27 protein-coding genes and 1 riboswitch are annotated in these 23,522 nt (G+C 70.7%); of the genes, 7 read left to right on the top strand and 20 right to left on the bottom strand.

Annotation, left to right across the window (positions count from 1 at the left end):
* Positions 1 to 34: 34 nt before the first annotated feature.
* Positions 35 to 124: riboswitch (glycine riboswitch) on the bottom strand.
* A 15-nt stretch (positions 125 to 139) separates the two neighbouring features.
* The 10 genes from ACFV9C_RS21525 to ACFV9C_RS21480 all read right to left on the bottom strand — a co-directional run bounded on the left by ACFV9C_RS21525 (position 140) and on the right by ACFV9C_RS21480 (position 6,701).
* Positions 140 to 1,000 (bottom strand): dihydrodipicolinate synthase family protein, encoded by an 861-nt coding sequence (locus tag ACFV9C_RS21525; protein WP_380196032.1) that lies wholly within the window; start codon positions 998 to 1,000, stop codon positions 140 to 142.
* Positions 1,001 to 1,047: 47 nt separating this feature from the next.
* Complete coding sequence (locus ACFV9C_RS21520; protein WP_380196031.1) at positions 1,048 to 1,665, bottom strand: MerR family transcriptional regulator; 618 nt, start codon at positions 1,663 to 1,665, stop codon at positions 1,048 to 1,050.
* Positions 1,666 to 1,835: 170 nt separating this feature from the next.
* Positions 1,836 to 2,330, bottom strand: coding sequence for a bifunctional nuclease family protein (locus ACFV9C_RS21515; protein WP_380196029.1), 495 nt, complete (start codon positions 2,328 to 2,330; stop codon positions 1,836 to 1,838).
* A gap of 51 nt (positions 2,331 to 2,381) precedes the next feature.
* Positions 2,382 to 3,068: a MerR family transcriptional regulator gene (locus ACFV9C_RS21510; protein ID WP_380196028.1), complete on the bottom strand. Its 687-nt coding sequence runs from the start codon at positions 3,066 to 3,068 to the stop codon at positions 2,382 to 2,384.
* A complete protein-coding gene (locus ACFV9C_RS21505; RefSeq protein WP_380196027.1) occupies positions 3,055 to 3,591 on the bottom strand; it encodes an FHA domain-containing protein in 537 nt (178 codons plus the stop codon). Before ACFV9C_RS21505 ends, ACFV9C_RS21510 begins: the two co-directional genes overlap by 14 nt.
* Before the next feature lie 138 nt (positions 3,592 to 3,729).
* Positions 3,730 to 4,113: a glycine cleavage system protein GcvH gene (gcvH, locus tag ACFV9C_RS21500; RefSeq protein ID WP_380196026.1), complete on the bottom strand. Its 384-nt coding sequence runs from the start codon at positions 4,111 to 4,113 to the stop codon at positions 3,730 to 3,732.
* Between the two features lie 14 nt (positions 4,114 to 4,127).
* On the bottom strand, positions 4,128 to 4,931 hold the full coding sequence (locus tag ACFV9C_RS21495) for a DUF881 domain-containing protein (protein WP_380196024.1): 804 nt from the start codon (positions 4,929 to 4,931) through the stop codon (positions 4,128 to 4,130).
* A gap of 5 nt (positions 4,932 to 4,936) precedes the next feature.
* Positions 4,937 to 5,269, bottom strand: coding sequence for a small basic family protein (locus ACFV9C_RS21490; RefSeq protein ID WP_132285273.1), 333 nt, complete (start codon positions 5,267 to 5,269; stop codon positions 4,937 to 4,939).
* Positions 5,266 to 6,108 (bottom strand): DUF881 domain-containing protein, encoded by an 843-nt coding sequence (locus tag ACFV9C_RS21485; RefSeq protein ID WP_380196023.1) that lies wholly within the window; start codon positions 6,106 to 6,108, stop codon positions 5,266 to 5,268. Before ACFV9C_RS21485 ends, ACFV9C_RS21490 begins: the two co-directional genes overlap by 4 nt.
* Complete coding sequence (locus ACFV9C_RS21480) at positions 6,105 to 6,701, bottom strand: CDP-alcohol phosphatidyltransferase family protein (RefSeq protein WP_380196021.1); 597 nt, start codon at positions 6,699 to 6,701, stop codon at positions 6,105 to 6,107. Before ACFV9C_RS21480 ends, ACFV9C_RS21485 begins: the two co-directional genes overlap by 4 nt.
* A 126-nt stretch (positions 6,702 to 6,827) precedes the next feature.
* On the opposite strand from ACFV9C_RS21480, the gene ACFV9C_RS21475 reads away from it, so the two are divergent.
* Complete coding sequence (locus ACFV9C_RS21475; protein WP_380196020.1) at positions 6,828 to 7,196, top strand: YciI family protein; 369 nt, start codon at positions 6,828 to 6,830, stop codon at positions 7,194 to 7,196.
* The gene (locus tag ACFV9C_RS21470; protein ID WP_380196018.1) at positions 7,196 to 8,389 is read left to right on the top strand and encodes an RNA polymerase sigma factor; all 1,194 of its coding nucleotides are present in this window, start codon (positions 7,196 to 7,198) and stop codon (positions 8,387 to 8,389) included. Before ACFV9C_RS21475 ends, ACFV9C_RS21470 begins: the two co-directional genes overlap by 1 nt.
* Here the strand turns inward: ACFV9C_RS21470 and ACFV9C_RS21465 are convergent.
* Complete coding sequence (locus tag ACFV9C_RS21465; protein WP_380196017.1) at positions 8,367 to 9,128, bottom strand: class I SAM-dependent methyltransferase; 762 nt, start codon at positions 9,126 to 9,128, stop codon at positions 8,367 to 8,369. The two genes, ACFV9C_RS21470 and ACFV9C_RS21465, sit on opposite strands and share 23 nt — an antisense overlap.
* 117 nt (positions 9,129 to 9,245) lie before the next feature.
* On the opposite strand from ACFV9C_RS21465, the gene ACFV9C_RS21460 reads away from it, so the two are divergent.
* Both ACFV9C_RS21460 and ACFV9C_RS21455 read left to right on the top strand, forming a co-directional pair.
* The gene (locus ACFV9C_RS21460) at positions 9,246 to 11,453 is read left to right on the top strand and encodes a glycoside hydrolase domain-containing protein (RefSeq protein WP_380196015.1); all 2,208 of its coding nucleotides are present in this window, start codon (positions 9,246 to 9,248) and stop codon (positions 11,451 to 11,453) included.
* Positions 11,450 to 12,748, top strand: coding sequence for a glycosyltransferase (locus ACFV9C_RS21455; RefSeq protein WP_380196014.1), 1,299 nt, complete (start codon positions 11,450 to 11,452; stop codon positions 12,746 to 12,748). Before ACFV9C_RS21460 ends, ACFV9C_RS21455 begins: the two co-directional genes overlap by 4 nt.
* Before the next feature lies 1 nt (position 12,749).
* Here the strand turns inward: ACFV9C_RS21455 and ACFV9C_RS21450 are convergent, their stop codons facing one another.
* Both ACFV9C_RS21450 and ACFV9C_RS21445 read right to left on the bottom strand, forming a co-directional pair.
* Positions 12,750 to 13,556 (bottom strand): hypothetical protein, encoded by an 807-nt coding sequence (locus ACFV9C_RS21450; protein WP_380196012.1) that lies wholly within the window; start codon positions 13,554 to 13,556, stop codon positions 12,750 to 12,752.
* Complete coding sequence (locus tag ACFV9C_RS21445) at positions 13,553 to 13,939, bottom strand: VOC family protein (RefSeq protein ID WP_380196011.1); 387 nt, start codon at positions 13,937 to 13,939, stop codon at positions 13,553 to 13,555. The genes ACFV9C_RS21450 and ACFV9C_RS21445 overlap by 4 nt, the downstream gene beginning before the upstream one ends.
* 57 nt (positions 13,940 to 13,996) lie before the next feature.
* Between ACFV9C_RS21445 and ACFV9C_RS21440 the strand changes: the two genes are divergently transcribed.
* On the top strand, positions 13,997 to 14,614 hold the full coding sequence (locus ACFV9C_RS21440) for a GNAT family N-acetyltransferase (RefSeq protein ID WP_380196009.1): 618 nt from the start codon (positions 13,997 to 13,999) through the stop codon (positions 14,612 to 14,614).
* Here the strand turns inward: ACFV9C_RS21440 and ACFV9C_RS21435 are convergent.
* Both ACFV9C_RS21435 and ACFV9C_RS21430 read right to left on the bottom strand, forming a co-directional pair.
* Positions 14,601 to 16,199, bottom strand: coding sequence for a DNA polymerase Y family protein (locus ACFV9C_RS21435; RefSeq protein WP_380196007.1), 1,599 nt, complete (start codon positions 16,197 to 16,199; stop codon positions 14,601 to 14,603). The two genes, ACFV9C_RS21440 and ACFV9C_RS21435, sit on opposite strands and share 14 nt — an antisense overlap.
* Positions 16,200 to 16,287: 88 nt before the next feature.
* On the bottom strand, positions 16,288 to 17,550 hold the full coding sequence (locus tag ACFV9C_RS21430; protein WP_380196005.1) for a hypothetical protein: 1,263 nt from the start codon (positions 17,548 to 17,550) through the stop codon (positions 16,288 to 16,290).
* Between the two features lie 232 nt (positions 17,551 to 17,782).
* Here ACFV9C_RS21430 and ACFV9C_RS21425 point away from each other — a divergent pair, with 232 nt between their 5' ends.
* Both ACFV9C_RS21425 and ACFV9C_RS21420 read left to right on the top strand, forming a co-directional pair.
* A complete protein-coding gene (locus ACFV9C_RS21425; RefSeq protein ID WP_380196003.1) occupies positions 17,783 to 18,304 on the top strand; it encodes a hypothetical protein in 522 nt (173 codons plus the stop codon).
* Between the two features lie 5 nt (positions 18,305 to 18,309).
* Complete coding sequence (locus tag ACFV9C_RS21420) at positions 18,310 to 18,774, top strand: PPOX class F420-dependent oxidoreductase (protein WP_380196001.1); 465 nt, start codon at positions 18,310 to 18,312, stop codon at positions 18,772 to 18,774.
* Between the two features lie 84 nt (positions 18,775 to 18,858).
* Here ACFV9C_RS21420 and ACFV9C_RS21415 read toward each other — a convergent pair whose 3' ends face one another.
* From ACFV9C_RS21415 to ACFV9C_RS21395, 5 genes are all read right to left on the bottom strand, one after another.
* A complete protein-coding gene (locus tag ACFV9C_RS21415; RefSeq protein WP_380195999.1) occupies positions 18,859 to 19,548 on the bottom strand; it encodes a GntR family transcriptional regulator in 690 nt (229 codons plus the stop codon).
* A gap of 105 nt (positions 19,549 to 19,653) precedes the next feature.
* A complete protein-coding gene (locus ACFV9C_RS21410) occupies positions 19,654 to 20,598 on the bottom strand; it encodes an alcohol dehydrogenase catalytic domain-containing protein (protein ID WP_380195997.1) in 945 nt (314 codons plus the stop codon).
* Between the two features lie 64 nt (positions 20,599 to 20,662).
* Positions 20,663 to 21,574: an amidohydrolase family protein gene (locus tag ACFV9C_RS21405; RefSeq protein WP_380195995.1), complete on the bottom strand. Its 912-nt coding sequence runs from the start codon at positions 21,572 to 21,574 to the stop codon at positions 20,663 to 20,665.
* Between the two features lies 1 nt (position 21,575).
* On the bottom strand, positions 21,576 to 21,965 hold the full coding sequence (locus tag ACFV9C_RS21400) for a cupin domain-containing protein (RefSeq protein ID WP_380195993.1): 390 nt from the start codon (positions 21,963 to 21,965) through the stop codon (positions 21,576 to 21,578).
* Positions 21,962 to 23,521 (bottom strand): FAD-dependent monooxygenase, encoded by a 1,560-nt coding sequence (locus ACFV9C_RS21395; protein WP_380195991.1) that lies wholly within the window; start codon positions 23,519 to 23,521, stop codon positions 21,962 to 21,964. The genes ACFV9C_RS21400 and ACFV9C_RS21395 overlap by 4 nt, the downstream gene beginning before the upstream one ends.
* Between the last annotated feature and the right edge of the window lies 1 nt (position 23,522).

The raw sequence follows: 23,522 nt of genomic DNA, 5'->3' as shown, positions 1-23,522 counted from the left end.
CCCCCTCTGTCACGCGTGCACGCTCCAGAGTCGCCTGTGACACTCGGTCCGTGGGCCTGAGAGGTTCCGGGGAGGAATTGCCCCTTCGGCGCCCGATGACACGGGTCTCTCCCGAGTGCTGTGAACGGCAGAGTCGAGGCTACCAGGAATCGCGGAAGAGTTCGGGCAGCAGGCTCCGGGCGGCCGGCCGCGCCGCCGCGACCTGCGCCTCGGTCGCCGCCTGCATCGGCCACCGCACCCGGGTCCCGGCGTCCGCCCAGCCGCCGACCGCGGCGAGGAACTTGTCCAGCGCCGGGTTCGACAGCCCGGCCTGTTGCAGCGGTACGACGTGGGCCGCGAAGAACTCGGCGATCCGCCGTTCGACGTCGACGTCGTGCGCGGTGCCGACCGCGCCGTCCGGGGAGAGCGCTGCCACGTTCGAGTAGCTGCCGTGCGCGCCGAGTAACGACATACTCGCCAGGAAGTGACCCGGTACGAAGATCGCCAGCCCGGAACGCGTCGCCTCGTCGAACCAGGCCTTGTCGCCGCCGGCCGTCTTCAGCCCGATCAGACTAGGCACCGCCTCGGCCAGCTCGCGTAGCTGCTGCGGCGTGACGGCCGTCTTCGCATGCGGCGGGTTGTACAACACCAGCGGAACCTCCCCCGCCACCTCCGCCACCCGCCGCAGGAAGCTCAGCAGCTCGGCGGGATTCAAAGGCAACCAGTCCGGGGCGATTACCTGGATCGCTCCAGGCGCGAGTTTCGCGGCCCGCCCGACGCGGTCCAGCTGCACCTGCGCCGACGGATGACTCGCCCCGATCTGGAACGGCTTGCCGATCCTCGCCAGCATCTCGTTGACCCGGTCGAACTCGTCCTCGGTGAGGGTCTGGAACTCCCCCGCCGTCCCATGGGCGTACACCCCGGCAACGGAAGTCTCACCTAAAGCCTGAGCCTGAGACTCCAGCCGGGTGAAGTCGATCGAGTCGTCCGCGTTCAGCGGCAACAACACAGTCGCCCACACACCGCGGAGCGAATCAGCAGTGAGTGGGCGCACAGACCAAAGCTAGGTCAGCCGGTCATCCGGGCGCGACGCCGGGCGGCGAGTTCGTCGCCGGCGTGGCCGTCGGAGCCCTCGTCGTCGTGGCCGTCGGCACGCTCGGTCGGCAGCTCGGACAGCGAGCCCTCGACCTCCCGCCAGACGCCGCCGAGCGCGATCCCGAACACGCCCTGGCCGCCGGCCAGCAGGTCGATGACCTCGTCGGGCGAGGTGCACATGTACACCGACGCGCCGTCGCTCATCAGCGTGATCTGGGTCAGGTCGTCGAATCCGCGCTTGCTGAGGTGCGCGATCGCGGTGCGGATCTGCTGCAGCGAGATCCCGGCGTCCAGCAGCCGCTTGATCACTTTCAGCAACAGTACGTCGCGGAACCCGTACAGCCGTTGCGTGCCGGAGCCGGTCGCCGGGCGGACCGACGGCGAGACCAGGCCGGTGCGGGCCCAGTAGTCGAGCTGCCGGTACGTGATCCCGGCCGCGGCGCAGGCCGTCGGACCCCGGAACCCGACGTCCTCCGGCATCGGCCGCAGGTCGTCGTCGAACAGCAGACCCTGAACGCCGGCAGTCTCAGCCGCCTCGGCGTGCGCGTCGGAAGCCGACTGCGTCAGATCCGTGTCCCCGGTGCGTGTCACGCCTGAGCCTCCCTGGATACCGACTGGAACGAGTCATCTCCGTGGAGTGACAGCACCCCACGACTCCTTCACGGTAAGCCGCCGCCCGAGGTGGGTCAACGACAACCGCGTCGAGCCGGGAGCGTGTCGCGACCGCCGTACGAATCGTTACCTAGGTGGTCTTGTCCGGCTCAGCTCTTGTCGAAGTCTTCCGGGGTCACCTGGTCGAGGAACTCCCGGAACCGCTCGACCTCCTCTTCCTCCTGCACCTCGTCGGTGCCGTCCGCCTCACTCTCCGGAACCGGGATGCCGGCCTCGGCGAGGATCTCCTCGGTGCAGAACACCGGCGTACCGGTCCGCAGCGCGATCGCGATCGAGTCCGACGGCCGGGCCGAGATCTCGGTCTGGTCGTCGAACACCAGGATCGCCTCGAAGATGCCGTCGGTCAGGTTCACGATCCGGACCTGGCTGAGCGTGTGCCCGAGAACCCGGATGGTCTCCGCGAACAGATCATGGGTCAGCGGCCGCGGCGGCTCCATGCCCTGCTGGGCGAAAGCGATCGCACTCGCCTCGGCCGCGCCGATCCAGATCGGCAGGTACCGCTCACCTCCGACTTCCCGGAGCAGCACGATCGGCTGACTCGAGGGCATCTCCACCCGGACTCCGACCACGTCGACTTCGCGCACGCCACCAGCCTACTCCGAGGGGAAGCCCCTAGCAGGCTCACGGGGTTCGGCCTACGGACGCGGCAGCCGCGACCGCACCAGCGCCGTGTGCAGACGCACGGTGAGGGCCGCCAGCTCGGCGGTCTGTTCGGTCCGGCGAGGTCCGGTGACCTGCTCGATCAGGCCGACCTCGCGGTCCGCCGCGGTCCGGAACGCCCGCAGGTGCCGGGGCTCCAGGCCGTACGCCGCCAGCTCGGCCGCGACCTTCGCGATCACGATCGCGTCGCCGCCGTAGTGGTTGCCGGTGGCCACCACCAGCCCGTGGCTCTCCAGCTCGGCGAGCAGCCCGTCCGGTACGCCGGCCGCGGTCCGCAGCTCGTCCCGGGTCAGCCGCAGTTCGGTGCCGGTGGCATCGAAGTCGTCGGCGACCGGCTGGCCGGGGGTCTGCGGCAACGACGTGGGCGCGACCGGCGGGCCGGCAGCCGCCGGTCGCAGGCCGCGGTCGATCGCGCCGAGGTGTTCCTTGATCACCTTGAGCGGCAGGTACTGGTCGCGTTGCGCGGTCAGCACGTACCGCAGCCGGTCCACGTCCGCGACGCTGAACTTCCGGTAGCCGGACGCGGTCCGGGCCGGCGTCACCAGCCCCTCCGCCTCCAGGAAGCGGATCTTGGAGATCGTGACGTCGGCGAACTCGGCCTGCAGAAGCTGCAGCACCTCACCGATGCCGCGACTGCCGCCGGACGGCTCAGGCCTGGCCACTGGCGTAGTACACCAGCCGGTACTTGCCGATCTGGACCTCGTCGCCGTTGCTCAGCTGGACCTCGTCGATCCGGTCCCGGTTCACGTACGTGCCGTTCAGGCTGCCGACGTCGCGGACCTTCACGCCGTACGCGTCCCGGCGGAACTCGGCGTGCCGGCGGGACACCGTCACGTCGTCGAGGAAGATGTCGCTGTCCGGGTGCCGGCCGGCGGTGACCACGTCGACGTCGAGCAGGAACCGGCTGCCCGCGTTCGGCCCGCGCTGGACGATCAGCAGGGCGGACCCGGCCGGCAGCGCGCCGACGGCGGCCTGGTCGTCGGCGTTCAGCGGCTCACCGGTCTGCTCCGGCTCCGGCTCGGCGCCGATCGGGGTCAGCATCGCGGTGTCGGTGACACCCGGCTGAACGGGCTGGGACGCCGGAGCTGCCGCCGGGCGGTCCGCGCCAGGCAGCATCGCTCCGCACTGCGAGCAGAACCGGCTGCCCTCGGAGTTCTCGTGCCCGCACTGGTTGCAGAACGGCATGCTGTGATCCTCCCGATCGCCGGTGGTCCGGCGACGTTTTCGATAGACCCCGTATTGACAGTGTGACGTGCTGGAACAAGATGAGGGACCTCAACCCTCGACCAGCAGTTGAGGTCCGGTAACGCTATCAGTCCGCGGTCAGCCCTGGTCGAGCTGGCCCTGGTACGCCTCGGCGTCCATCAGCGCGGCCACCTCGGCGGCGTCCTCGACGTCGATGTCGAGCAGCCAGCCCTCGCCGTACGGGTCGCTGTTCACCAGGTCCGGCTGGTCGGCGAGCGCCTCGTTGACGGCGGTCACGGTGCCGTTCACCGGGGCGAACAGGTCGCTGACGCTCTTCGTCGACTCCAGCTCCCCACAGGCGTCGCCGGCCCGCACCGTGCTGCCGACCTCCGGCAGTTGCACGTACACGATGTCGCCGAGCTGGTCCTGCGCGAAGTCCGTGATGCCGACCCGCACGGGTCCGTCCTCGCCGGCCTTCACCCACTCGTGCTCGGCCGTGTACTTCAGGTCTTCGGGGTACACCTTTGTCCTCGTTTCTACTTCGTCGGGCTGGGCGCCGGGCGAGCGTAACGATGCTCCTCCGGGGCGTGCAAGGCGGTGATCGACAGGCTGCTCAACTCGTTCACCTCGGCGGTGCCGCCGATCTGCGGACCGGTCACCTCGCTCACCAGTCCGCCCGGGAAGTTGGCCGCCTCGGCCAGGTTGTGCGACTCGCCGATCGCCTCGATGACGTACGGCGAGGTCAGCTTCTGGCCGTCGGCCCGGATCCCCGGCGGGTCGTCCACGAAGTCCGTACTGGCCACCACGCGGACCGACCCGTTGAGCTGGATCGCCTCGGCACCGGCGTCGCGCAGTTCCTCGATCGCGTCCAGCAGGTTGCTCGAGGTCATCTTGCCCTGCGGGTCGTTGAGCGTGATCCGGACCCCCTGCCCGACCGCGGCCATGGTGCCGGCCAGGATGCCGAGCGTGCGGATCTGGGCCTCGGCCTGGTCGCGCGCGGTCTGCGCCTTGTCGGCGCTGGAGGACAGCGTGTTCTTCTTCGCCTCCAGGTCGGCGATCTCGCTCTCTAGCCGCCGGGTGTTCTGGCCGAGGCCGTCGAGGATCGCGATCAGGTCCTCGCGGCGGGCGTTCTGGTAGCCGTCGTCGGCCCGGTTCACCCGGACCTGGACGACCGCGACGCAGCCGACCAGCGCCAGCACGATCGCCACGATCGCCTGGCCGCGGGACGGCTTGAACCCGGCCTTCAGCCGGCGCAGCGCCAGGTTCGGCGTCTTCGGCTTCTTCGGTTTCGGGGCCGGCATCGGGGTCGGCGCCGCCGGCTCGGGGGTCTGGTCGGTCATCGCGATCAGGCCCGGAAGATGTGCCGGCGGATCGCGGCCATGTTGGTGAAGATGCGGATGCCGAGCACGACGACCACGCCGGTCGACAGCTGCGAGCCGACGCCGAGCTGGTCGCCCAGGTAGACGATCAGCGCCGCGATCAGCACGTTGGACACGAACGAGACGACGAACACCTTGTCGTCGAAGATCCCGTCCAGGAACGCCCGGAGCGCGCCGAACACCGCGTCCAGCGCGGCCACCACCGCGATCGGCAGGTAGGGCTGCGCCCACTCCGGGACGTCGGGGGCGACCAGCAGGCCGACCACCACCCCGATCACGAGACCGAGTACGGCGATCATCTCGGCCTCACCTTCGCATAGCGCAACGCGATCGTCGCATCGGCCGGCACCAGCAAGGAATCCTCCGTCGTGATCGTGCTGCGGACACCGAAGTTGCTGACCAGGTACTGCACCCACTGCCCTCCGGAACTCTGCGCGAACCGGGCCGGCATCGTCGCAGTGTCGCCGATGGCGAGCACCGTGTACGGCGGGGTCAGCGAACTGTAGTCAACCGTGATCGCGCTGCCCGCACCGCGGATCGCGGTCAGCGCCGTGAGCCGGTGGCCGTTCACCGAGATCGCCTCCGCGCCGGCCGTCCACAGCCCGTTGACCAGCTGCTGCAGGTCGACGTCGAGCAGCCGGCCCTCCTTGGCGTCGGCGTTCTTCGCGTCGTCGATGACGGCCTTGATCCCGGGCCCGGTGACCGCGATCGCGCCGGTCTGCAGCTCGAGGTCGTCGAGCTTCTGCTGCAGCGCCGCGCCCGTACTGTCGTTGCTCAGCCCGCTGGCCTGCAGGCCCCGGACCTCGTCGGACAGCTGGGACTGGTGGTTGCGCAGATCGGTCAGCCGGCTGTCGGCCTGGTTGATCCGGTCGATCAGTTCCTTGCGCTGCTTCTCCGCCTCCGGCGCGCTGCGGTAGTTCTGCGCGGCGGCCATCGCGAGCAGGAAGCCGAGGACCGCGGCGGCCACCACGAGCAGCATGCGGTGCCGGGAGCGGGCCGGGTTGCCGCCCTGTTTCGACCGGGTCCTGGCGGCGACGGCGTACCCCTCGTCGATCGGGTGCGCCATCAGGTTGTTCAGCAGTGACATCGACGCGTCGACGCGCCGAGGAGTCGTCTGCTGAGGGGCTTGCTGGGTCACCCGGCCGAGTCCTTGATCGGTTTCACCGTCTGGACCAGGTGCCGCAGCTGGGCGAAGTACAGCGCGCCGGCCCAGTAGTACAGACCGGTGCCCCAGATCGCGAACGCCCAGCCGATCACCCGGGCCAGCAGGTTCAGCGTGGAGTCGCCGTCGCCGAGCAGGAGCAGCGGGAACGCGTACAGCAGGCAGAACGTCGCGGACTTGCCGAGGAAGTGCACCGGCAGCGCGTTGAAGCCGCGGCGGTGCAGCGCGGGCAAGGTCAGGGTGAGCAGCACGTCGCGCAGCGGCAGCGCGATCGCCAGCCACCACGGGATGATGTCGCGCAGCGCCAGGCCGATCACGGTGGCGAAGATGTACAGCCGGTCCGCGACCGGGTCGAGCATCTGCCCGAGCCGGCTGGTCTGGTTCATCCGGCGGGCGATCTGGCCGTCCGCCCAGTCGGTGAACCCGGACACCGCGAGCACCAGCAGCGCCCAGCCGTCCGCCTTCGGCCCCAGAACCAGCCACAGGAAGAGTGGCACCCCCAGCAACCGCAGGAAGCTGAGCGCGTTCGGGATCGTCCACACCCGGTCGGACACTTCCAAGTCCGGCACGCGACCCCTCCCTCTCTCCACCCTGGATACCCGTCGTAACTCTACTGGGGTGCTTCGACAGGTTTGCGCGCGGCGTACCGGGGCATGCCCCAATCGATACCCCCCGGTGATGCTTACGCTGGGCAGATGAAGTTCCTGGTACTGATCTACGGCAACCCGGAGTCCCGCGCGGTCTGGGACTCGTTGACGGACGAACAGAAGAAGGAAGGCATGGCGGGGTACGCCGCTCTGCACGCCGAGCTCGCCGCCCGCCAGGAGCTCGTCGCGTCCGAATCGCTCGACGACCCGGCCCTGACCAAGCAGGTGCTGGTGCGCGACGGCAGGCCGCTGACCACCGACGGCCCGTTCGCCGAGGTGAAGGAACAGCTGGCCGGCTTCTACCTGCTGGACTGCGAGTCGATGGACCGCGCGGTGGAGATCGTCGCGCGGATCCCGGAGGCGCCGTTCAGCGTCGTCGAGGTGCGCCCGGTGCGGGACCTCGGCGCGTACAGCTGATGCTCGAGGAACTGCTGCGGGAGCAGGCGCCGCAGGTCCTGGGCGCGCTGGTCCGGCGCTACGGCGACTTCGACGCGTGCGAGGACGCCGTACAGGAGGCACTGCTCGCGGCGTCGCTGCAGTGGCCGGCCGACGGCGTACCGGAGAATCCGCGGAGCTGGCTGATCACGGTCGCGTCCCGGCGGCGGATCGAAGTACTGCGGAGCGCGGCGGCCCGGGCGCGCCGCGAGGAGACCGTGGCGTCGTGGACTCCCCCGGAGCCGGCGCCGGCGGAGGACGACTCGCTGACGTTGCTGATGCTGTGCTGTCATCCGGCGCTGACGCCGCAGTCGCAGGTGGCGCTCACGCTGCGCGCGGTCGGCGGGTTGACGACCGGCGAGATCGCCCGGGCGTTTCTGGTGCCGGAGGCAACGATCGGGCAGCGGATCAGCCGGGCGAAGGCGAAGCTCCAGGGTGCCCGGTTCGCGATGCCGCCCGCGTCGGAGCAGCCCGAGCGGCTGGCCGCCGTACTGCATGTGCTGTACCTGATCTTCAACGAGGGCTACACGGCGTCGTCCGGTACGTCGCTGCACCGGGTCGAGCTGTCCGCGGAGGCGATCCGGCTGACACGTCAGCTGCTGGCCCTGTTGCCGGCCGAGGGCGAAGTGGCGGGGCTGCTGGCGCTGATGCTGCTGACGGATGCGCGGCGGCCCGCCCGGACGACGGCCGCGGGCGCGTTGGTGCCGTTGCCCGAGCAGGACCGGTCGTTGTGGGACGCGGCGTCGATTGCCGAGGGCACCGAACTGGTCGAGTCGACGCTGCGCTCGGCGCCGGTCGGGCCGTACCAGTTGCAGGCGGCGATCGCGGCCGTGCACGACGCGGCCGCGGACGCCGGCGAGACCGACTGGCGGGAGATCCTGATGCTGTACGAACTCCTGGAGTCGACGGCACCCGGGCCGATGGTGACGCTGAACCGGATCGTCGCGGTCGCGATGGTGCACGGCCCGGACGCCGGGCTGGCACTGATCGACGACGTGGATCCGGCGCTGCGTGACCATCACCGGCTGGCGGCCGTACGCGCGCATCTGCTCGAACTGGCGGGCGATGCCACGGCCGCGCGGGAGGCGTACGAGCTGGCCGCACGACGCACGCAGAGCACTCCCGAGCAGGTATATCTGCTGGGTCGCGCGGCTACCTTGGGCGCCCCCAGCTGAGCTCGGCCTCGATCGTCAGGTCCAGTGCGCCGTCCTTCGCGTACGGCCGGAGCGCTTCCGCGACGTCCGCGTCGAACGCGGCGGCCTCGTCGGCCGGCATCAGGTCGCGCGCCAGGCTCGACGTCGAGTGCAGCCGCTCGATGTAGTCGGCGACTGTCTGCCGGTACGCGACGCGTGTCGTCCGCGCCGTACCGGTGAGGTCGAGGAGGCCGCGTTCGACGATCGCGTCGACGACGTTGAACTTCGGGTCGTGGTTCTTCTTGCGGGAATGCCGCACGATCACCGGGACCACGTCGGCCATCCACGGCTCGTCGACCGGGCCGTGGTCGATCACGACGAGCTGGGCGTTCGGGGTCAGGTGCGGGCGGATCCGCGCGAACGTCTCCTCCCACGGCATCCAGTGGATGCTCGCGCCGGCGGTCACCAGTGCGTACGGGCCGTCGAGGTCGGCGGCCTCGATCGGGTTCACCTGCCACCGGAGGTTCGGGTGGTCGCCGCCGGGGCGCTGCCGGCCGGCGTCGATCATCGGCTGTGAGAAGTCGATCGCGTCGACGTGCTCGACCCGCGGCGCCAGCGGCCGGGCGATCGCGCCCTCGCCGGCGCCGATGTCGAGCACCCGGCGCGGGGCGTCGGTGATCAGGTCCTCGAGCCGGTCGAACACCTCGTCCGGGTACGGCGGCCGGTGCTGGTAGGCCTCCGCCACTGCCTGCTGCTTGAACGTCGCCGCGAGTTCGGTCATGCCCTGGAGCCTAGGCCGGGTCGCGCCGTACGGTCCCGGTTTCTGCTGTCGGCCGACGTAATCCGCACGTCTCCTCCGGTCCACGCGGCGGAAACATCCGCTTCCTACTTTGAGGCAGTGAGCCCTCTGTACGAGCGCGTCGACCCGTTCATCGGGACCGGTGCCACCGACCTGCCCGCGCCGAAGGGCCTGGCCGCGACCTGGTGGTGGCCCAAGCCGCAGGTCGGCAACACCCACCCGGGCGCCGTACATCCCTTCGGCATGGTGTCGGCCTGCCCGTACTCCGGCGCCTACCCGACCGGCTACGGCCTGTACGACTTCAACACCGAGGGCGTTCCGAACCTGTTGTACGACCGCCAGGTCGCGTCCGGCTTCACCCACTTCCAGCAGTCCGGTACGGGCGCGATCCGCAAGTACTACAACTACTTCCGGGTCACGCCGATGCTCGGCCCGCTCGACGACCTGGGCACCACGTGGGACCTGCTGGACGAGGTCGCCGAGCCCGGCTACTACGCGGCGACGCTGAGCTCGGGAGTGCGCTGCGAGCTGACGGTCGGTCCCAAGTCGGCCGTCCACCGGTACACGTTCCCGGCGAACGACACCGCCCGGATCGTCATCGACGCCTCGACCGGCGGCCTCGCGATCCCGCACAGCCGGACGGTGCCGCTGAAGGCACACCTGACGCTGCTGGAGCCAGGGGTGGCCCAGGGCGAGATCCACGTCGAAGGCGTACCGCTGGCCGTCCACCTCGAGGTCGACGCCCCGGGCTGGCGGCAGCTGCTGTGGTACGACCGGCGGCTGATGCCCGGCGGCACCCGCCTCGACTTCGACTACATCCGGCCGACCACGTTGCGCCCGTTCGGGCTGATCTTCATGGGTCCTTCGCGCGCCGAGCAGACCGTCGAAGTACGGCTGGGGTTCTCGCTGCGCGGGTGTACGACGGCCCGTGACAACCTGCGTCAGGACGTGGCCGCCTTCACCGACCGGCGTGCGCGGACGGCATCCAGCTGGCGCGACCACCTCGGCAAGGTCGAGATCGACGCCGGGTCCGACGACCAGGCAACAGTCTTCGGTACGACGCTCTACCACTCGCTGGTCAAGCCGTGCTTCGCCCCGGACGAGAGCCCGTCGTGGACGACCGAAGGCCCGTACGCGTTCGACATCTGCACCATGTGGGACATCTACCGGACGCAGCTTCCGCTGATGACCACGCTCTTCCCGGAGCGTTCGGTCGCGCTCGCCGGCGCGCTGCTGTCGATCTGCGAGCAGGAGGGCAACCTGCCGATCGGCTACCGGATGGCCAAGGGCGCCGACCGGTTCTCCCGGCAGGGCAGCGCGCTCGCGCACACCTTCCTCGCCGACCTGTGCCAACTGGATCTGCCAGGGATCGACTGGGACTGGGCCATGGTGCACCTGGAGGCGGACCTGCGCCGAACGTACGGCGAGGACTACCTGGTGCACGGTGTGGCGCACCCGATCAGCCACACCCTCGACCTGGCGTACGCGTACCACTGCACCGCCGAGATCGCCCGCAAGGTGCGCGACCGGCCGCTGGCCAAGCAGCTGCGCGACCTCGCCCACGGCTGGCGGGCGGCGTACGACCCGGGCACCGGTCTGCTGCGTGACTCGACGTTCTACGAGGGCGGCCGGTGGAACTACTCGTTCCGGCTGCTGCACGACATGCGGGCCCGGATCGCGCTGGCCGGCGGCGACGAGGCGTTCGTCGGCCTGCTCGACCGGTTCTTCGGGTACGACGCCGCTCCGGTCACCCAGCCGGGGGTGGCGCCCAGCGTCGCCGAGATGGACGCCGGGTACGGCCTGTGCCGGTTCGAGGGGCTGAACAACGAGCCGGACTACGAGGCGCCCTGGTCGTACCACTACGCCGGACGGCCGGACCGCACCGCCGAGGTGGTGCAGGCCGCGGTCGCCAACCAGTTCGGCACCGGCCGCGGCGGGCTGCCCGGCAACGACGACTCCGGCGGGCTGTCCGCGTGGTACGTGTGGGCAACGCTCGGGCTGTTCCCGGTGGCCGGCCAGAACCTGTTCCTGCTGAGCGCGCCGGCCGTGGCCGAGTCCACGACCCGGCTGCCGTCGGGCGACCTGTCGATCACCACGACCGGCTTCGAACCGGTCGAGGCCGGCGGACCGGTCTCGTACGTCCAGTCCGTCGCGGCGGACGGCAAGACCCTCGACCGCCCGTGGATCTCCGGCCGGGAACTGCGGCGGATCCGCAACCTGCACATCGAGCTCGGTCCGCGGCCCTCCGGCTGGGGCACCCGGATCCGGCCGCCGTCCACATCCGATCCCACTGGGGGTGAAGCATGAACGCGCTCGTCCCGTCCCTGTCGACGCGGCGCTTGGTGATCGTCGTCCGCGCCGACCCGGTGATCTGCGGGCACTCCGGTGAGGCACGGTGCCTCGCGGAGGTGGCGCTCACCCGCGGGTTCGACGACGTACGGATCGTGACCTGGCCGCTGGACGCGCTGGAGGCGGCCGGGTTGCCGATGAAGCCACTCGATCGCGTCCTGCCGTACAGCCCCGGCATCACCGTGGAACGGCCCGGTCCCGTCGGCGACTACCGGGTCCCGGACGGGCGCTACCTGTCCGGGCTGATCGGGCGGCTGGTCGAACTGTTCAGCGACGGGGTGCCGACGGTCGCGATGTCGCTGTACCTGAGCCCGCACACGATCGCCGTCCACGAGGCCGCCCAGGTGGCGCGGCGGATCGGTCCCGCACGGGTCACCACGGTGGCCGAGGCGGTGGGCTCCGACATCACCAACGTCGTCCGCGAATGCGTGGCCGACGGCCGGTTCGGGGCGGCCGCGCACATCTTGTCGGTCTACCTGGCGGCCGACCACTGCGTCGCGGTCTCGGAGTACACGAAGGACCTGATCGTGGCGTCGGCGGCGGCGCTCGACGACCTGCACGGTACGACGTTCGCCCAGCAGTGTCGGGATCGGATCGCGATCTCCTACCCGGCTGTGGACTCCTGGCCCTACGTCTCGCTCACCGACGACCGGATCGCCGGAACCCTTGCCCGGCGTGGGCTTTCGCGGGACGGGTACGTGCTGTTCCTGTCCCGGATCGCGTCGGCGAAGGGCGTCGACGACCTGATCGACGCCTACGTGGGCTCACGGTCGGCCGAGCGGGTGCAGCTGGTCCTGGCCGGGCGCGGACCGCACGAGGACGCGGTGGTGGCGCGGGTGGCGGCCACCGGCCTCGGCGAACGGGTACGGGTGCTGACCGACGTGGACGACACGGAGAAGCCGGCGTTGATGGCCGGGAGCGCGGCGTTCGTGCTGCCGACCCGCGAGCAGCCGGAGTTCGTCGAGACGTTCGGGATCGCGCTGGTCGAGAAGGCGCTCGCCGGCGGCGGGCCGATCATCACCTGCGCGACCGGCGGCGTCCCCGAAGCGGTCGGTGACACGGCCCTGCTGGTGCCCCAACGTGACCCGGCCACGCTGCGGACCGTGCTCGACGAGGTCGTCTGCGACTGGACGTACGAACAGCGGATCGCAGCCGAGCAGCGCGCACGGGAACACGCGTTGTCGTTCGACCGGGTTGCGGTGTTCGACCGTCTGTTCAGCCGCGCCGAACCATCCACCGCTCCGGTCGCCTGAGCTAGTCCGTCAACCAGATGCGGAGTTCCTTCAAGGCCTGGTCCGTCGACCAGCGGGCCAGGTCGGGCCACCCGTACTGCTTGCGCAGGTGCTGGATGAACTGCATGCCGACGTAGTAGCCGATGCGCTGCGGGAACTCGGAGTCGTGGCTCAGCGTGAGGAAGCGGCGGACCACCTCGTCCGCCTCGGAGCCGAGGTTCGCGAGGATGTCGGCACGCGCGGCGGCTTCGTGTCGTCGGCAGTCCAGGAGCCAGTCGTCGTACCCGGGGCCGAACCAGAGGTGCTCGGCGATCGAGTACCGCGGAAAGAGTTCGGCCGTCAGCGCGGTGGCGAAGCCCTCGCTGTAGATGTTCTGCCCGAGCGGCCCCTCGTCGGGCCATGGCTGCGCGGGTAGCGGTGCCTGCAGAGCATGGGCGATCTCGTGGGCGGCGAGGATCTCGGCTGCGCGTTCGTCGGGGATGAGCTCGACCGCCAGGTACAGCGTGCCGTCGGCGACCCAGCCGTTGGAGGTGGCAAGGCCGACCATCACGACGCCGTCGATGTCGACGTGGGCGGCGTCGAGAAGTGGTACGACGCGAGCGGCCGCCTGCTCGATCCACCGGGTGCCATGCGGCGCGTTGGCGGGGATGCGTTCGGCGTACCGCTCGTACGCGGCGAACGCCTTCTCCCGTTGGGCCGGCTGCAGCGTCCGCCCGGATCTCGTCAGGTCGTTCAGCACCTCCGGGCACTTCTCGACGTACTCGTCCCAGTTCCCGCCCGCCCGGTAGTCGAGGTACGCCGGCACCAGGTCCCGCACTGTCACGGTCATTCGCTCTCCCAGACCTTTGCCTGCTGCTCGAACTCCTGCGGGTCGCTGTGCACCGGGATCACGCACAGCAGATGGCCGCCCGGTGCGCGCAGCGTGTGGCAGCCCTGCCACTCCGCGACTTCCACCGCGCCGAGACCGGTCAGCCGGGCGACCTCGGCCGGTACGTCGTCGGTCTCGATGTCCAGGTGGTACCGGGCCTCGTCGTCGACGGACTGGATCGCGGTCACGTAGCCCGGGACGGCGTTGTGCAGCGAGATGAACTGGGGCTCGCCGTCCGGGGACGACGTACGGACACCGAGGGCCTTCGACCAGAACGCGGTGGCCGCGTCCACGTCGTCTGTGGGGGTGTCGATGAGGAAGGTGGAGACGCGGCTGCGATGCATACGGATCAACCTAGTTCCGGACGGTGGTCGTCCGGTACCGGGTTTACCGTGCTGGTCATGCAGGCGATCGAGGAGACACAAGTACGCGTCGTACCTGCCAACGAGGCTCCGTGGGAGGACTTGCAGGCAGTCTTCGGTACGGCGGACGCGGGACAGTGCCAATGCCAGCGATTCAAGATCCGCGGATGGATCTGGCGGGACTCCACCCTCGACGAGCGGATGACCCGCCTGCAGGACCAGACCGCGTGCGGCACCCCGGACGCCCCGTCGACGACCGGCTTGATCGCGTACGTCGACGGCGAACCGGCCGGGTGGGCCGCGGTCGAACCGCGAACGGCGTACCCGAAGCTGCGCACCTCCCGGGTGCCGTGGACCGACCGGAACGAGGACAAGGACGACGACCGGGTCTGGTCCGTGACCTGCCTGGTGGTCCGCAAGGGCTTCCGCGGCCGGGGCCTCACGTACCACCTCGCGCGCGCCACGATCGACCACGCGCGCAGCCGCGGCGCCCGCGCGCTGGAGGCCTACCCGATGCTGACCCAGGCGGGCAAGACCATCACCTGGGGCGAGCTGCACGTCGGCCCGCACCAGGCCTTCGAGGAAGCCGGCTTCCATCAGGTCACCCACCCGACCCTGCGCCGTACCGTCATGCGCATCGACTTCAGTCGTACGTAGCCTGGGCGCGCCAGGCGCCCTGGGTGAGGGTGAAGAGCCAGGCGCGGGTGTCGGCGGTCTGGAACTGGAAGCGGGCCTGACGGGACTCGGTGGCCGGGTCCCACCAGCGGTCGGTGGTCAGCCAGGGACCGGCCCAGGAGCTGATCGGGTGGATCTTGTTGCTGTCGGCAACTTGAACGCCGGCGGGACCGGGGCCGGGGCCGCCCGACGGGCGCAGGGTGAAGGCGACGGGGGCGCCGGTGAGTTCGCCGCGGGCGGTGACCGAGACCAGGGTGCCGTCGGCGGCGAACACCTTCGCGGGGATCGGCTCCGGGAAGATCGTGGTCGGGGCCAGGGTCGGCCAGCGCTGCGGGTCCGCGGCGGTGATCGACCCCGGCCACGGCTGGTCCGGCGGCCTGGCCGGCACCGGCGGGTCGCCCCACGGCACCAGCGTCTGCCGCTCGGCGAACCCGCGCCCGCCGCCGATCACCACCGACACCACCGCGCCGTGCCCGAGCATGCTCTGCACCCGCGACAGCGCCCGGTGGATCCGCTCGTCCGGCCCGCCGCCCCACAGCCCGTCGGCATGCGCGCCGACCGGATCCGCCTGGCCCGGGATCAGCCGCACCCGGACCACGGGAGAGGTCAGCTCACTGGTCGCCGTACCGCTGCCCTGCAGTTGCCAGCGCACCCGGTCCACCACGTCCGCCGCGGTGAACCAGCGCGGGTGCAGCCACTCCCGCTCGTGGACCCGGCCGGACTCGGTGCCGACCTCGACCCGCAGCGTCGTACACACCAGGCCGAGCTCGGTCAGCCGGGCGACCAGCTCGTCGGCGATCGACCGGACCGCGAACGCCACCTGGTCGACGCGGTCCACGGACGGCTCGAAGTCGAGCGTCCGGGTGAGCTCCGGCGGGATCTCCCGGCCGGTCACCGGACGGTCGTCGGCGCCGCGGGCCAGCCGGTGCGCGAACGCGCCGTCCGGGCCGAAGCGGGTCAGCACCTCGGTGCCGGACAGCTCCGCGAACGCGCCCAGCGACCGCAGCCCCAGCCGGCGCAGCAGGTCGGTGAGCGCCGGCTGCTCGAGCAGGTCCACCGACAGCGGCGCGAGGAACTCCCGCGAACCACCCGGCGGCACCACGTGCACCCGGGTCCGCGCGGAGCTCGCCCGGGCCGCCTGCTCCGCGGCGAACGGCCCGTCGGCGATCCCGATCCGGCTGCCCTGCACGTCGTACGTCTCCAGCCGGTCGAGAAGTTTTTCCGCGGCCGCCTCCTCGCTGCCGTAGAACCGCGCCGGTCCGCGCGCCTTCAACGCACACATCCCCGGGCGGATCACCTGCACGCCCGGGGTGATCGCCTCCAGGCAGGAGATCACCGGGTCGAACGCACGGGCGTCGAGCGCCGGATCGTACTTCAGCACCACCAACTCCGGACACCGCGACTGCGCATCCCGCGCCCGCTGCCCACGACGCACTCCCTCGGCCCGCGCGGCCGCCGACGTGGCCAGCACCTTGCCCTTCTCCAGCACCGCGATCGGCTCCCCCACCCCCCGCCCACTCGCCCCAGCAGCAGCCGCCACCGGCCAGTCGGGCACCCAGATCACCATCGACCGAGTCAGCCCCCGCCCACTCACCCCCACCACCGCCAACCACCCCAACCCCAGACCACCGACCGAGCCGGTCCCCGCCCGTGCATCACCCCACCGCCTCGATCTGCTCGGCCCACTCGGGCAGGTGCGCCGGCTCCGCCCGGCGGGCTTCCGCCTGCTGAGCTGTGCGGGCTGTCTCCGTCCACCCGCCGGGGCTCTCCGCGGCCGGTTCCACCGGGCGGATCTCGCCATCGGCCGCCGGGAGCCAGAGGGTGTGTTTGCGGGCGTGTACTGCGGCGCGCCGGCCGGTTACGGCGACCGTTGCCTGGCGTGCGGTGAGTAGGCCTTCGCCTTCACCCAGGCCGGTCCAGGTGCTGTTCTCGATCTCGAAGCGGGCCTCGCTGCCGGGCCAGGAACCGTACGCGATCAGCATCGCGCCGCGGGTGCGGAGTCGCGCCGCCAACCGGGACGCCTCCCCCGGCGTCACCTCGCCGGGCGGACGCACCACCACCACGGTCAGCGCGTCCACCAGCGCCGCGACCACGCTGAGCCACTCGCGCCCCGGATCCGGAACCAGCACCAGCCGCTCCAGATCCACCCCCAGCCCACGCGCCGCCTCCGCCCCGAACGACGGCACCCCGACAACCCCACACCAGGCCCCATCCGCGGACGGCCCCGCCATCAACGCCATCACCAACGCCGCACTCCCCCGCACCGAGTACGCCGACCCCCCACGCAACCCGGCCCCCGCCAGCAACTCCCGCACCGCCGGATGCGTAGGCAGCTCCCGCCCCACCCCCGCCGTATCCAACGCCTGCTGCACCCGCGCCACATCCACGACCCGCGGCACATCCACCACCCGCCGAGCCCGCGCCGCATCCAACGCCTGCTGCCCCCGCGCCGCATCCGCCACCCGCGCCGCATCCGCCACCCGCGGCACGTCCGCCACCCGCCGAGCCCGCGCCGCATCCAACACCTCCCGCAGCCGCGCCACCTCCGCCCCCCGCTGCCCCCGCGCCGCATCCGACACCTGCGCCCGGGCTGCATCCGACACCTGCGCCCGGGCTGCATCCGACACCTGCGCCTGGGCTGCATCCGGCCCCTGTGCCCGGGCTGCATCCGGCCCCTGCTGTCCCCGCGCCGTGTCCCATCCACGCTGCCCCCGCTGCGTGGCCAACGCCTCCTGCATCCGCGCCGCATCCGATGCCCGCTGCCCCCGGGCTGCATCCGACTCCCGCTGTCCCCTCGCCGCGGCTGATGCCCGCTGCGCCCAGGCGGCCGAGGACATCCGTCCCCCGTCGACCGCGGTCAGCCGCTCTCCCGCCCCGGGGTCAGGCTGGTGGACGAGATCCGGGTCGAAACTCGCCACACTCGCCAACCGCACCGGTCCGGTGGGCAGGTCGTCAGGCGGAGAGTCCTCCCACCCGGCAGCAGGACCAACTGCGGCCTGCTGGGATTCGGGTTGGGGTGTGCGGGTCTGGTCGAGTGGTGTGACTCGACTTTCCGGTGCCGCGGTCCCCGTCATACCTCCATGTTCGAACACCTGTTCGAACAAGTCAATCCGGTCGTCCACAGGGCCGGAGCTGGGTAGAGTCCGGGGCATGCGACGTGTCGATCACCCTCGGTTCACCTCCGCCGTACAGCAGGTAGAGGACAGTATCGACGCCGCCTGGGACAGTTTCCGCGTCGCCTCCGGAGTCGCCCCGGAGGACGCCGGTGAGCTGGCCGAGGTCGTGCTGCAGGACACGTCCGAGTTCGACTGGCGGGTGGTGGACGGTGCACTGAAGCAGCTGGTCTGTCCGGAGTGTGGTGCCCAGCTCGGCGCGGGTGAGCTCGGCTGCCGGAGCTGCGACCTGGCGAACGGGTTCCGGTTCGCGGCGCGGGAGACGGACCGGCCCGCCGTACCGCCCGGGAACGAGCATGCGATCCGGGTATCCTCGGCTGTCGCCCGCACCCGCCACCGCTACACGCCGCGCGCCCGCGCCGGCTACGAGCTGCTCCTCCCCGACCTGCTCGCCGGGCAGCTTCCCACCACCGCCCAGGCACAGCACGCCAAGCATCTCGTCAACCAGCTCACCGACGACGAGCTGGAGTGCCTCATCACCCCGGCGGACTTAGGGTAAGAGGCATGCCTAGGACTATTGCCACCAACACGAAGACCGAGCTGGACGGGCTGCTGGAGTTCGTCCGGCCGCGGCACCACATGTTGCTTCTGACAACGAGAGCGGACGGCACCGTGCAGGCGTCGCCGGTGTCCGGTGGGGTGGACGAGCAGGGCCGGATCGTCATCTCGTCGTACCCGGAGCGGGCGAAGAGCCGCAACGTCAAGCGAGCCGGCAAGGCGAGCGTGGTCGTGCTCTCGGACGAGTGGAACGGCGCGTGGGTCCAGGTGGACGGCAGCGGCGAGGTGATCGAGTTGCCGGACGCGGTGGAGCCGCTGGTCGACTACTTCCGGGCGATCTCCGGCGAGCACCCGGACTGGGACGAGTACCGCGAGGCGATGGTGCAGCAGGGCAAGTGCCTGATCCGGATCACCCCGGAGCGCTGGAGCCCGATCGCCACCGGCGGCTTCCCGGCCCGGCTCGCCGATTGATGCGGACCGCCCTGGTCGTCCACGCCCATCCCGACGAGGAGGTGTTCGACGCGGCCGGCCGGCAGCAGGACCGGTTCGAGGAGCTTACTGCTTCGAGCGACGCTCCATCGTCTCGGTGATGCGCTGCATGGCCCCTTCGAGGTGCTGCCGCAGCGCCGCCTCGGCACCTTCCTCGTCGTGGGCCAGGCACGCGTCGAGGATCGCCTGGTGCTCGCGCCGGGTCTGCTCGATCCGGGCCTTGGTCTGCCGGGAGCCGAACCGGTAGCGCTCGCTGTTCTGCCAGACCGGCTCGATCGCCCGTGGCAACCAGCGCGAGCCGCCGGCCCGGTAGATCGAGAAGTGGAACTCGGTGTGCGCCTGCCGGGAGGCGATGTTGTCGCCGAGCTTCGACAGCCGGACGTGCTCGGCCAGCGCCTTCCGGGCCGCCGCCGCGTCCGCGTCCGAGAACCGGGTGGCGGCCGCCCGGACCGCCAGCGACTCCAGCGCCAGCCGGGTCTCGTGGGTGTCGCGCAGGTCCTCCATCGACAGCTCGCGGACCCAGGCACCCTTGTGCGGGACGATCTCGACCAGCCCGAGCGCCGCCATCCGCCGCAGCCCTTCACGGATCGGCATCTGGCTCATGTCCAGGCGCTTGGCGAGCTCCTCGAGCCGGAGCGCCGTACCGCTGGGCAGCTCGCCGGACAGGATCAGCTCGTGCAGCTCGGCGGCGGCTTCCTCGGCGAGCGTACGACGGCCGGTCGGCCCCCCAGGCGTAAGCTCGAGTCGTCGGATCATCAGTAGCGGACTGCCTCTCTCCAATTCAGCTCTGGAGGGTACGGTAGCCGCCCACCGGGTTTCTGGCGGCGTTCGACGACAGATTGCCCAGCAAATACAAGTGGTCTAGCCCACCGAGAGCCCGGACAGGTCCAGCAGCACCCGGCCCGCCGGCCGCTCCAGTACGTCGCTGATCCGGTCTGCCGGTACGACGTCGTAGTCCGCCCGCCACGGCACCGACGCGATGTCCGCCAACGCCTGACCGACCGCGTCCGGGGCCAGCGTGGTGCGCTGCAGGTTCACCGGCAGCAGCCGCAGGTCCCGCCCGATCAGCTGGTGCAGGTCGATCGTGGTGAACTCGCCGGCCTTGTAGCCGAGCACAGCGATCCGTCCGCCCGGTGAGACGTGGCCGAGCACTCCACCGGTCACCGGACCGCCCATGGTGTCGACGACCGCGTCACACCACGGCAACTCCCGGCCTACTTGCCCCAGCCCGTCCACACGGACGATCTTGTCGACCAGCCCGCCGACCGTGTCCGCAGGATCGTCCAGCGACACCAGCCCGATCACCCTGGCCGCTCCGGCCGCGCGTGCGATCGCAGCACACATCCGCCCGATCAGCCCGGTCACACCGGTGACGACGACGGTCTCACCCTGCTGTACGTCGGCCACCCGCCGTACCGCGGTATGCGCAGTCAACACAGGCGTCAGCAACGCCAACGCAGCAGCCGGCTCCAGCGACGACGGCACAGCGTGTACGGCGGCGTTGGGTACGACGGCGTACCGCCCCCACACGCCGTTCCGCGTCACGCCGACGCCCTCGCCGCGCACCACGACGGTCGCGCCGGCGGGCGCCACGTCCGAGCTCAGCACCACGCCCGTACCTTCGGAGCCCGGGACGAACGGCGAGCACGGCTGCTTGCCCGCCAGCGTCGACCGGTCCAGCGGGGTCACCGCGGCCAGCCGCATCTCGACCAACGTCTCACCCGGACCGACGGTCAGCTCGACGTCGTCGGCCTTCAACTGCTCCCCTGGTCCGTGACTGTGCAGCACAGTCCCCCGTGTACTCACGCCGCTACCCCGTTCCCCACGATTTGATATCTGATCACAACCACGACCAGACTGAAAACCCGTCTCACTCCGCGGCAACCTCCGTCGCGAGCGGCCGTGTCAGCACCTCGGCCGTCGCCGCCCGCCCGGTGGCCCGCACGGTGGACACCTCGTCGCTGCCCATCGGGAACGGCCAGTCGCTCCCGGCCAGCACCCGCTCGGCACCGAACGTCGAACGCAGTAGGTCCAGTACGGCGTCGTCGTGCACCAGATCGTCCACGTAGAACCGGCGCAGCGCCTCGGCCACCGGCAGGGACACCGGCTCGATTCCCGGCCGGTGCTGGTCGATCCCGCGCTGCCACCGTCCCGCGACGGCCGCCGTCACACCACCCCCATGACACAGACAGAACCGGATCCCCGGAAACCGCCCCGGCACGTCCGCGAAGACGAGCGAAGCCGCCGCCACTCCGGTCTCGTACGGATTCCCCAACAGGTTCGACAGGTAAAACGAATCAAGCCGCTTGTCGTCACTGGCACCCGGGTGAATCAGCGTGAACGCCTCGGCGGCGTCCAGCACCCGCCACACCGGGTCCAGCCCGGCGTAGCTCGGCGTACCGATGGCGAAGCCGCTGAAGACGCCCTCACCGGCGACCCGAGCTGCTACCGACGGAGCGGCCTGGTCGAGCAGTGGCAGGTGTGCCAGCACGCGGAGCTGCGGTGTGGCGAGCTCCCGGAGGCCCTGGTTCACCAGCTCGGCCCACTCGGGACCCGCGTCGTACCGGAACAGAGGCGGCGGCACCGAGACCACAGCGCCGTCCAGGTCCTGCGAGGCGATCCAGTGCAGCAGGGCCGCCGGGTCGGCGAGCCGCCGGAGTGGCAGACGGCTGCCGTCGACGACCAGCGAACCGTTGTCGACGGACAGCCCGAACTCGCCCCGATGCGCCGCGGCCAGCACGGTCGGCGGGATCAGGTGCGTGTGGACGTCCCAGCCGGCCATGTCAGCGAGCGTCCTCGTCGTTGTCATAGAAGTCCGGACGCTCCGGGTAGTGCGGACCGTCGTACACCTCGAGCAGCACGGACGTCTCCTCCGCCCGGGTCGGTCCGTGGACGACGCCCTTCGGGTTCCAGTAGAAGCTGCCCTTGGTGAGGGTGGTCCCGGTCGGCAGGTACACGTACCGGCCGGACAGGCAGAACATGAACTGGTTCGACGCGTGCTTGTGCTCCGACGGGATGCCGGAACCCTTCTCGAACCGCACCAGGGCGATCGACGCCTCGGTCTCCGGGTCCCGCCAGAGCATCTTGTGGGAAAGGCCGTCCAGCGACTTCTCCACCCACTCCAGGTCGTCCGTCTGCAGCAAGATCTCCCGCAGCGGTTCGTCGAAACTCATGGCACCTCCCGGCCCGTTACGTGCTTGTAGAGCTCTTCGGCCACACCGGTACCCATCGGAGCTACGGCGGCGATGTGGCCGTCCGGCCGGATCAGTACGACGCTCTCAGCCGGTACGCCGTACCTGTTGGTGGCGACGCTGCCCGGGTCGAACAGCGCCCGGTCACGCAGCCCGGAGTCGTGCGGCGCGTCCCACCGGGACACCGCGTAGTGCTGCAACGCGGGCGAGCCGTTGACCGGGATCTCCGGGCGACGGCGTACGTCGGTGAAGTACAGCGCCACGAACGAGTCCTTGCACAGGTCGTGGATCGTCGTACGACCCGTAGGACTCTGCAGCACCAGGTCCGGCGCCCTGTCGCCCGCACGGACCGCGGGCGGCGCGGCGGACGTGGCCACCATCGACCAATCGCCCACACCCTCAACGTCGAGCCGCACGCTCAACAGCGTCCGGTTGTACGCCGTGGCCCACGCGCCGGTGTTCTCCGTGACAGCACCGCGCTGGAACGACATGTACTTCCGGGCCGCCTCGGCCATCTCGCCCGAGCCCTCGATCGCCACCGGCCGCTGCTCCTGCTCGTAACCGTCCAACAACTCAGGCGAGGCCCAGCCGCGCAGTACCCAGGCCAGCCGCCACGGCAGGTTGGACGCGTCCAACGCACCGGTGTTCAGCCCGAGTGCCCACATCGGCGTGATCAGGTGCGCCGCGTCGCCCATCAGGAAGACCTTGCGGTCGGCGGTCCACTGCTCCGCGACCCGGTGGTGCACGTTGTACACGACCGAGCCCATCAGCTCGATCCGATCCACCTCGCCGATGAACTGCTTCACCTTCACCAGCAGGTCCTCGTCGCCCGGCGCGTCGGCGCCCGCCGCCAGCGGGAACAGGAACCGCCAGTTGTCCGGTTGCCGGATCAGCACCATCCACTCGGACTTGTCCGCGAAGTACGCGAGGTACGGGTAGTCGCGGGCGTTGTCGACGTCCAGGTCCACCACGACGTCGATCAGCATGTACCGCTCGGGCAGGGTCTCCCCTACGACCTTCACGCCGAGCGCGTCGCGGACCCGAGACCGCCCGCCGTCACAGGCCAGCAGGTACGACGCCTCCAGCTCCTGCGGCCCGTCCGGCGTCTCCAGCTGGAGTACGACGCGGTCGTCGCGGATCTCGAACGACGTCATCCGGTGCTGCGTCCGGACCGGCTCCGTGAGCGCCGCCGCGAGCAAGGGCTCCATCTTCTGCTGCGGCAGGTTGATCACGAACGGGAACTGGGTGTCGTTGACCAGCTCGGCCAGCTGCACCGAGGCGCGCGGTGTGTTGGTGGCCCGGTCGATGTCGCCGATCTCGTCGATCCGCAGCGCGGCGCCGAGGATCCGGTCGACCGCGCCGTACCGGTTCCAGATCTCCAGCGTCCGGCTGAGCGTCGTACCGGCCTTGGTGTCGGAGGAGAGCGTGGCGTCCTCCTCCAGCAGCACGTACGGGATGCCGTAGTGCTGCAGGCCGAGCGCGGTGGTCAGACCGATCGGTCCGGCTCCCACTACTGCCACAGGAAGCTGTTCAGTCACA

The organism is Kribbella sp. NPDC059898, assembly GCF_042730855.1.
Lineage (GTDB): Bacteria > Actinomycetota > Actinomycetes > Propionibacteriales > Kribbellaceae > Kribbella.
The sequence above is the reverse complement of the archived record's forward strand: the minus strand, read 5'-3'. Positions and strand labels throughout refer to the sequence as shown.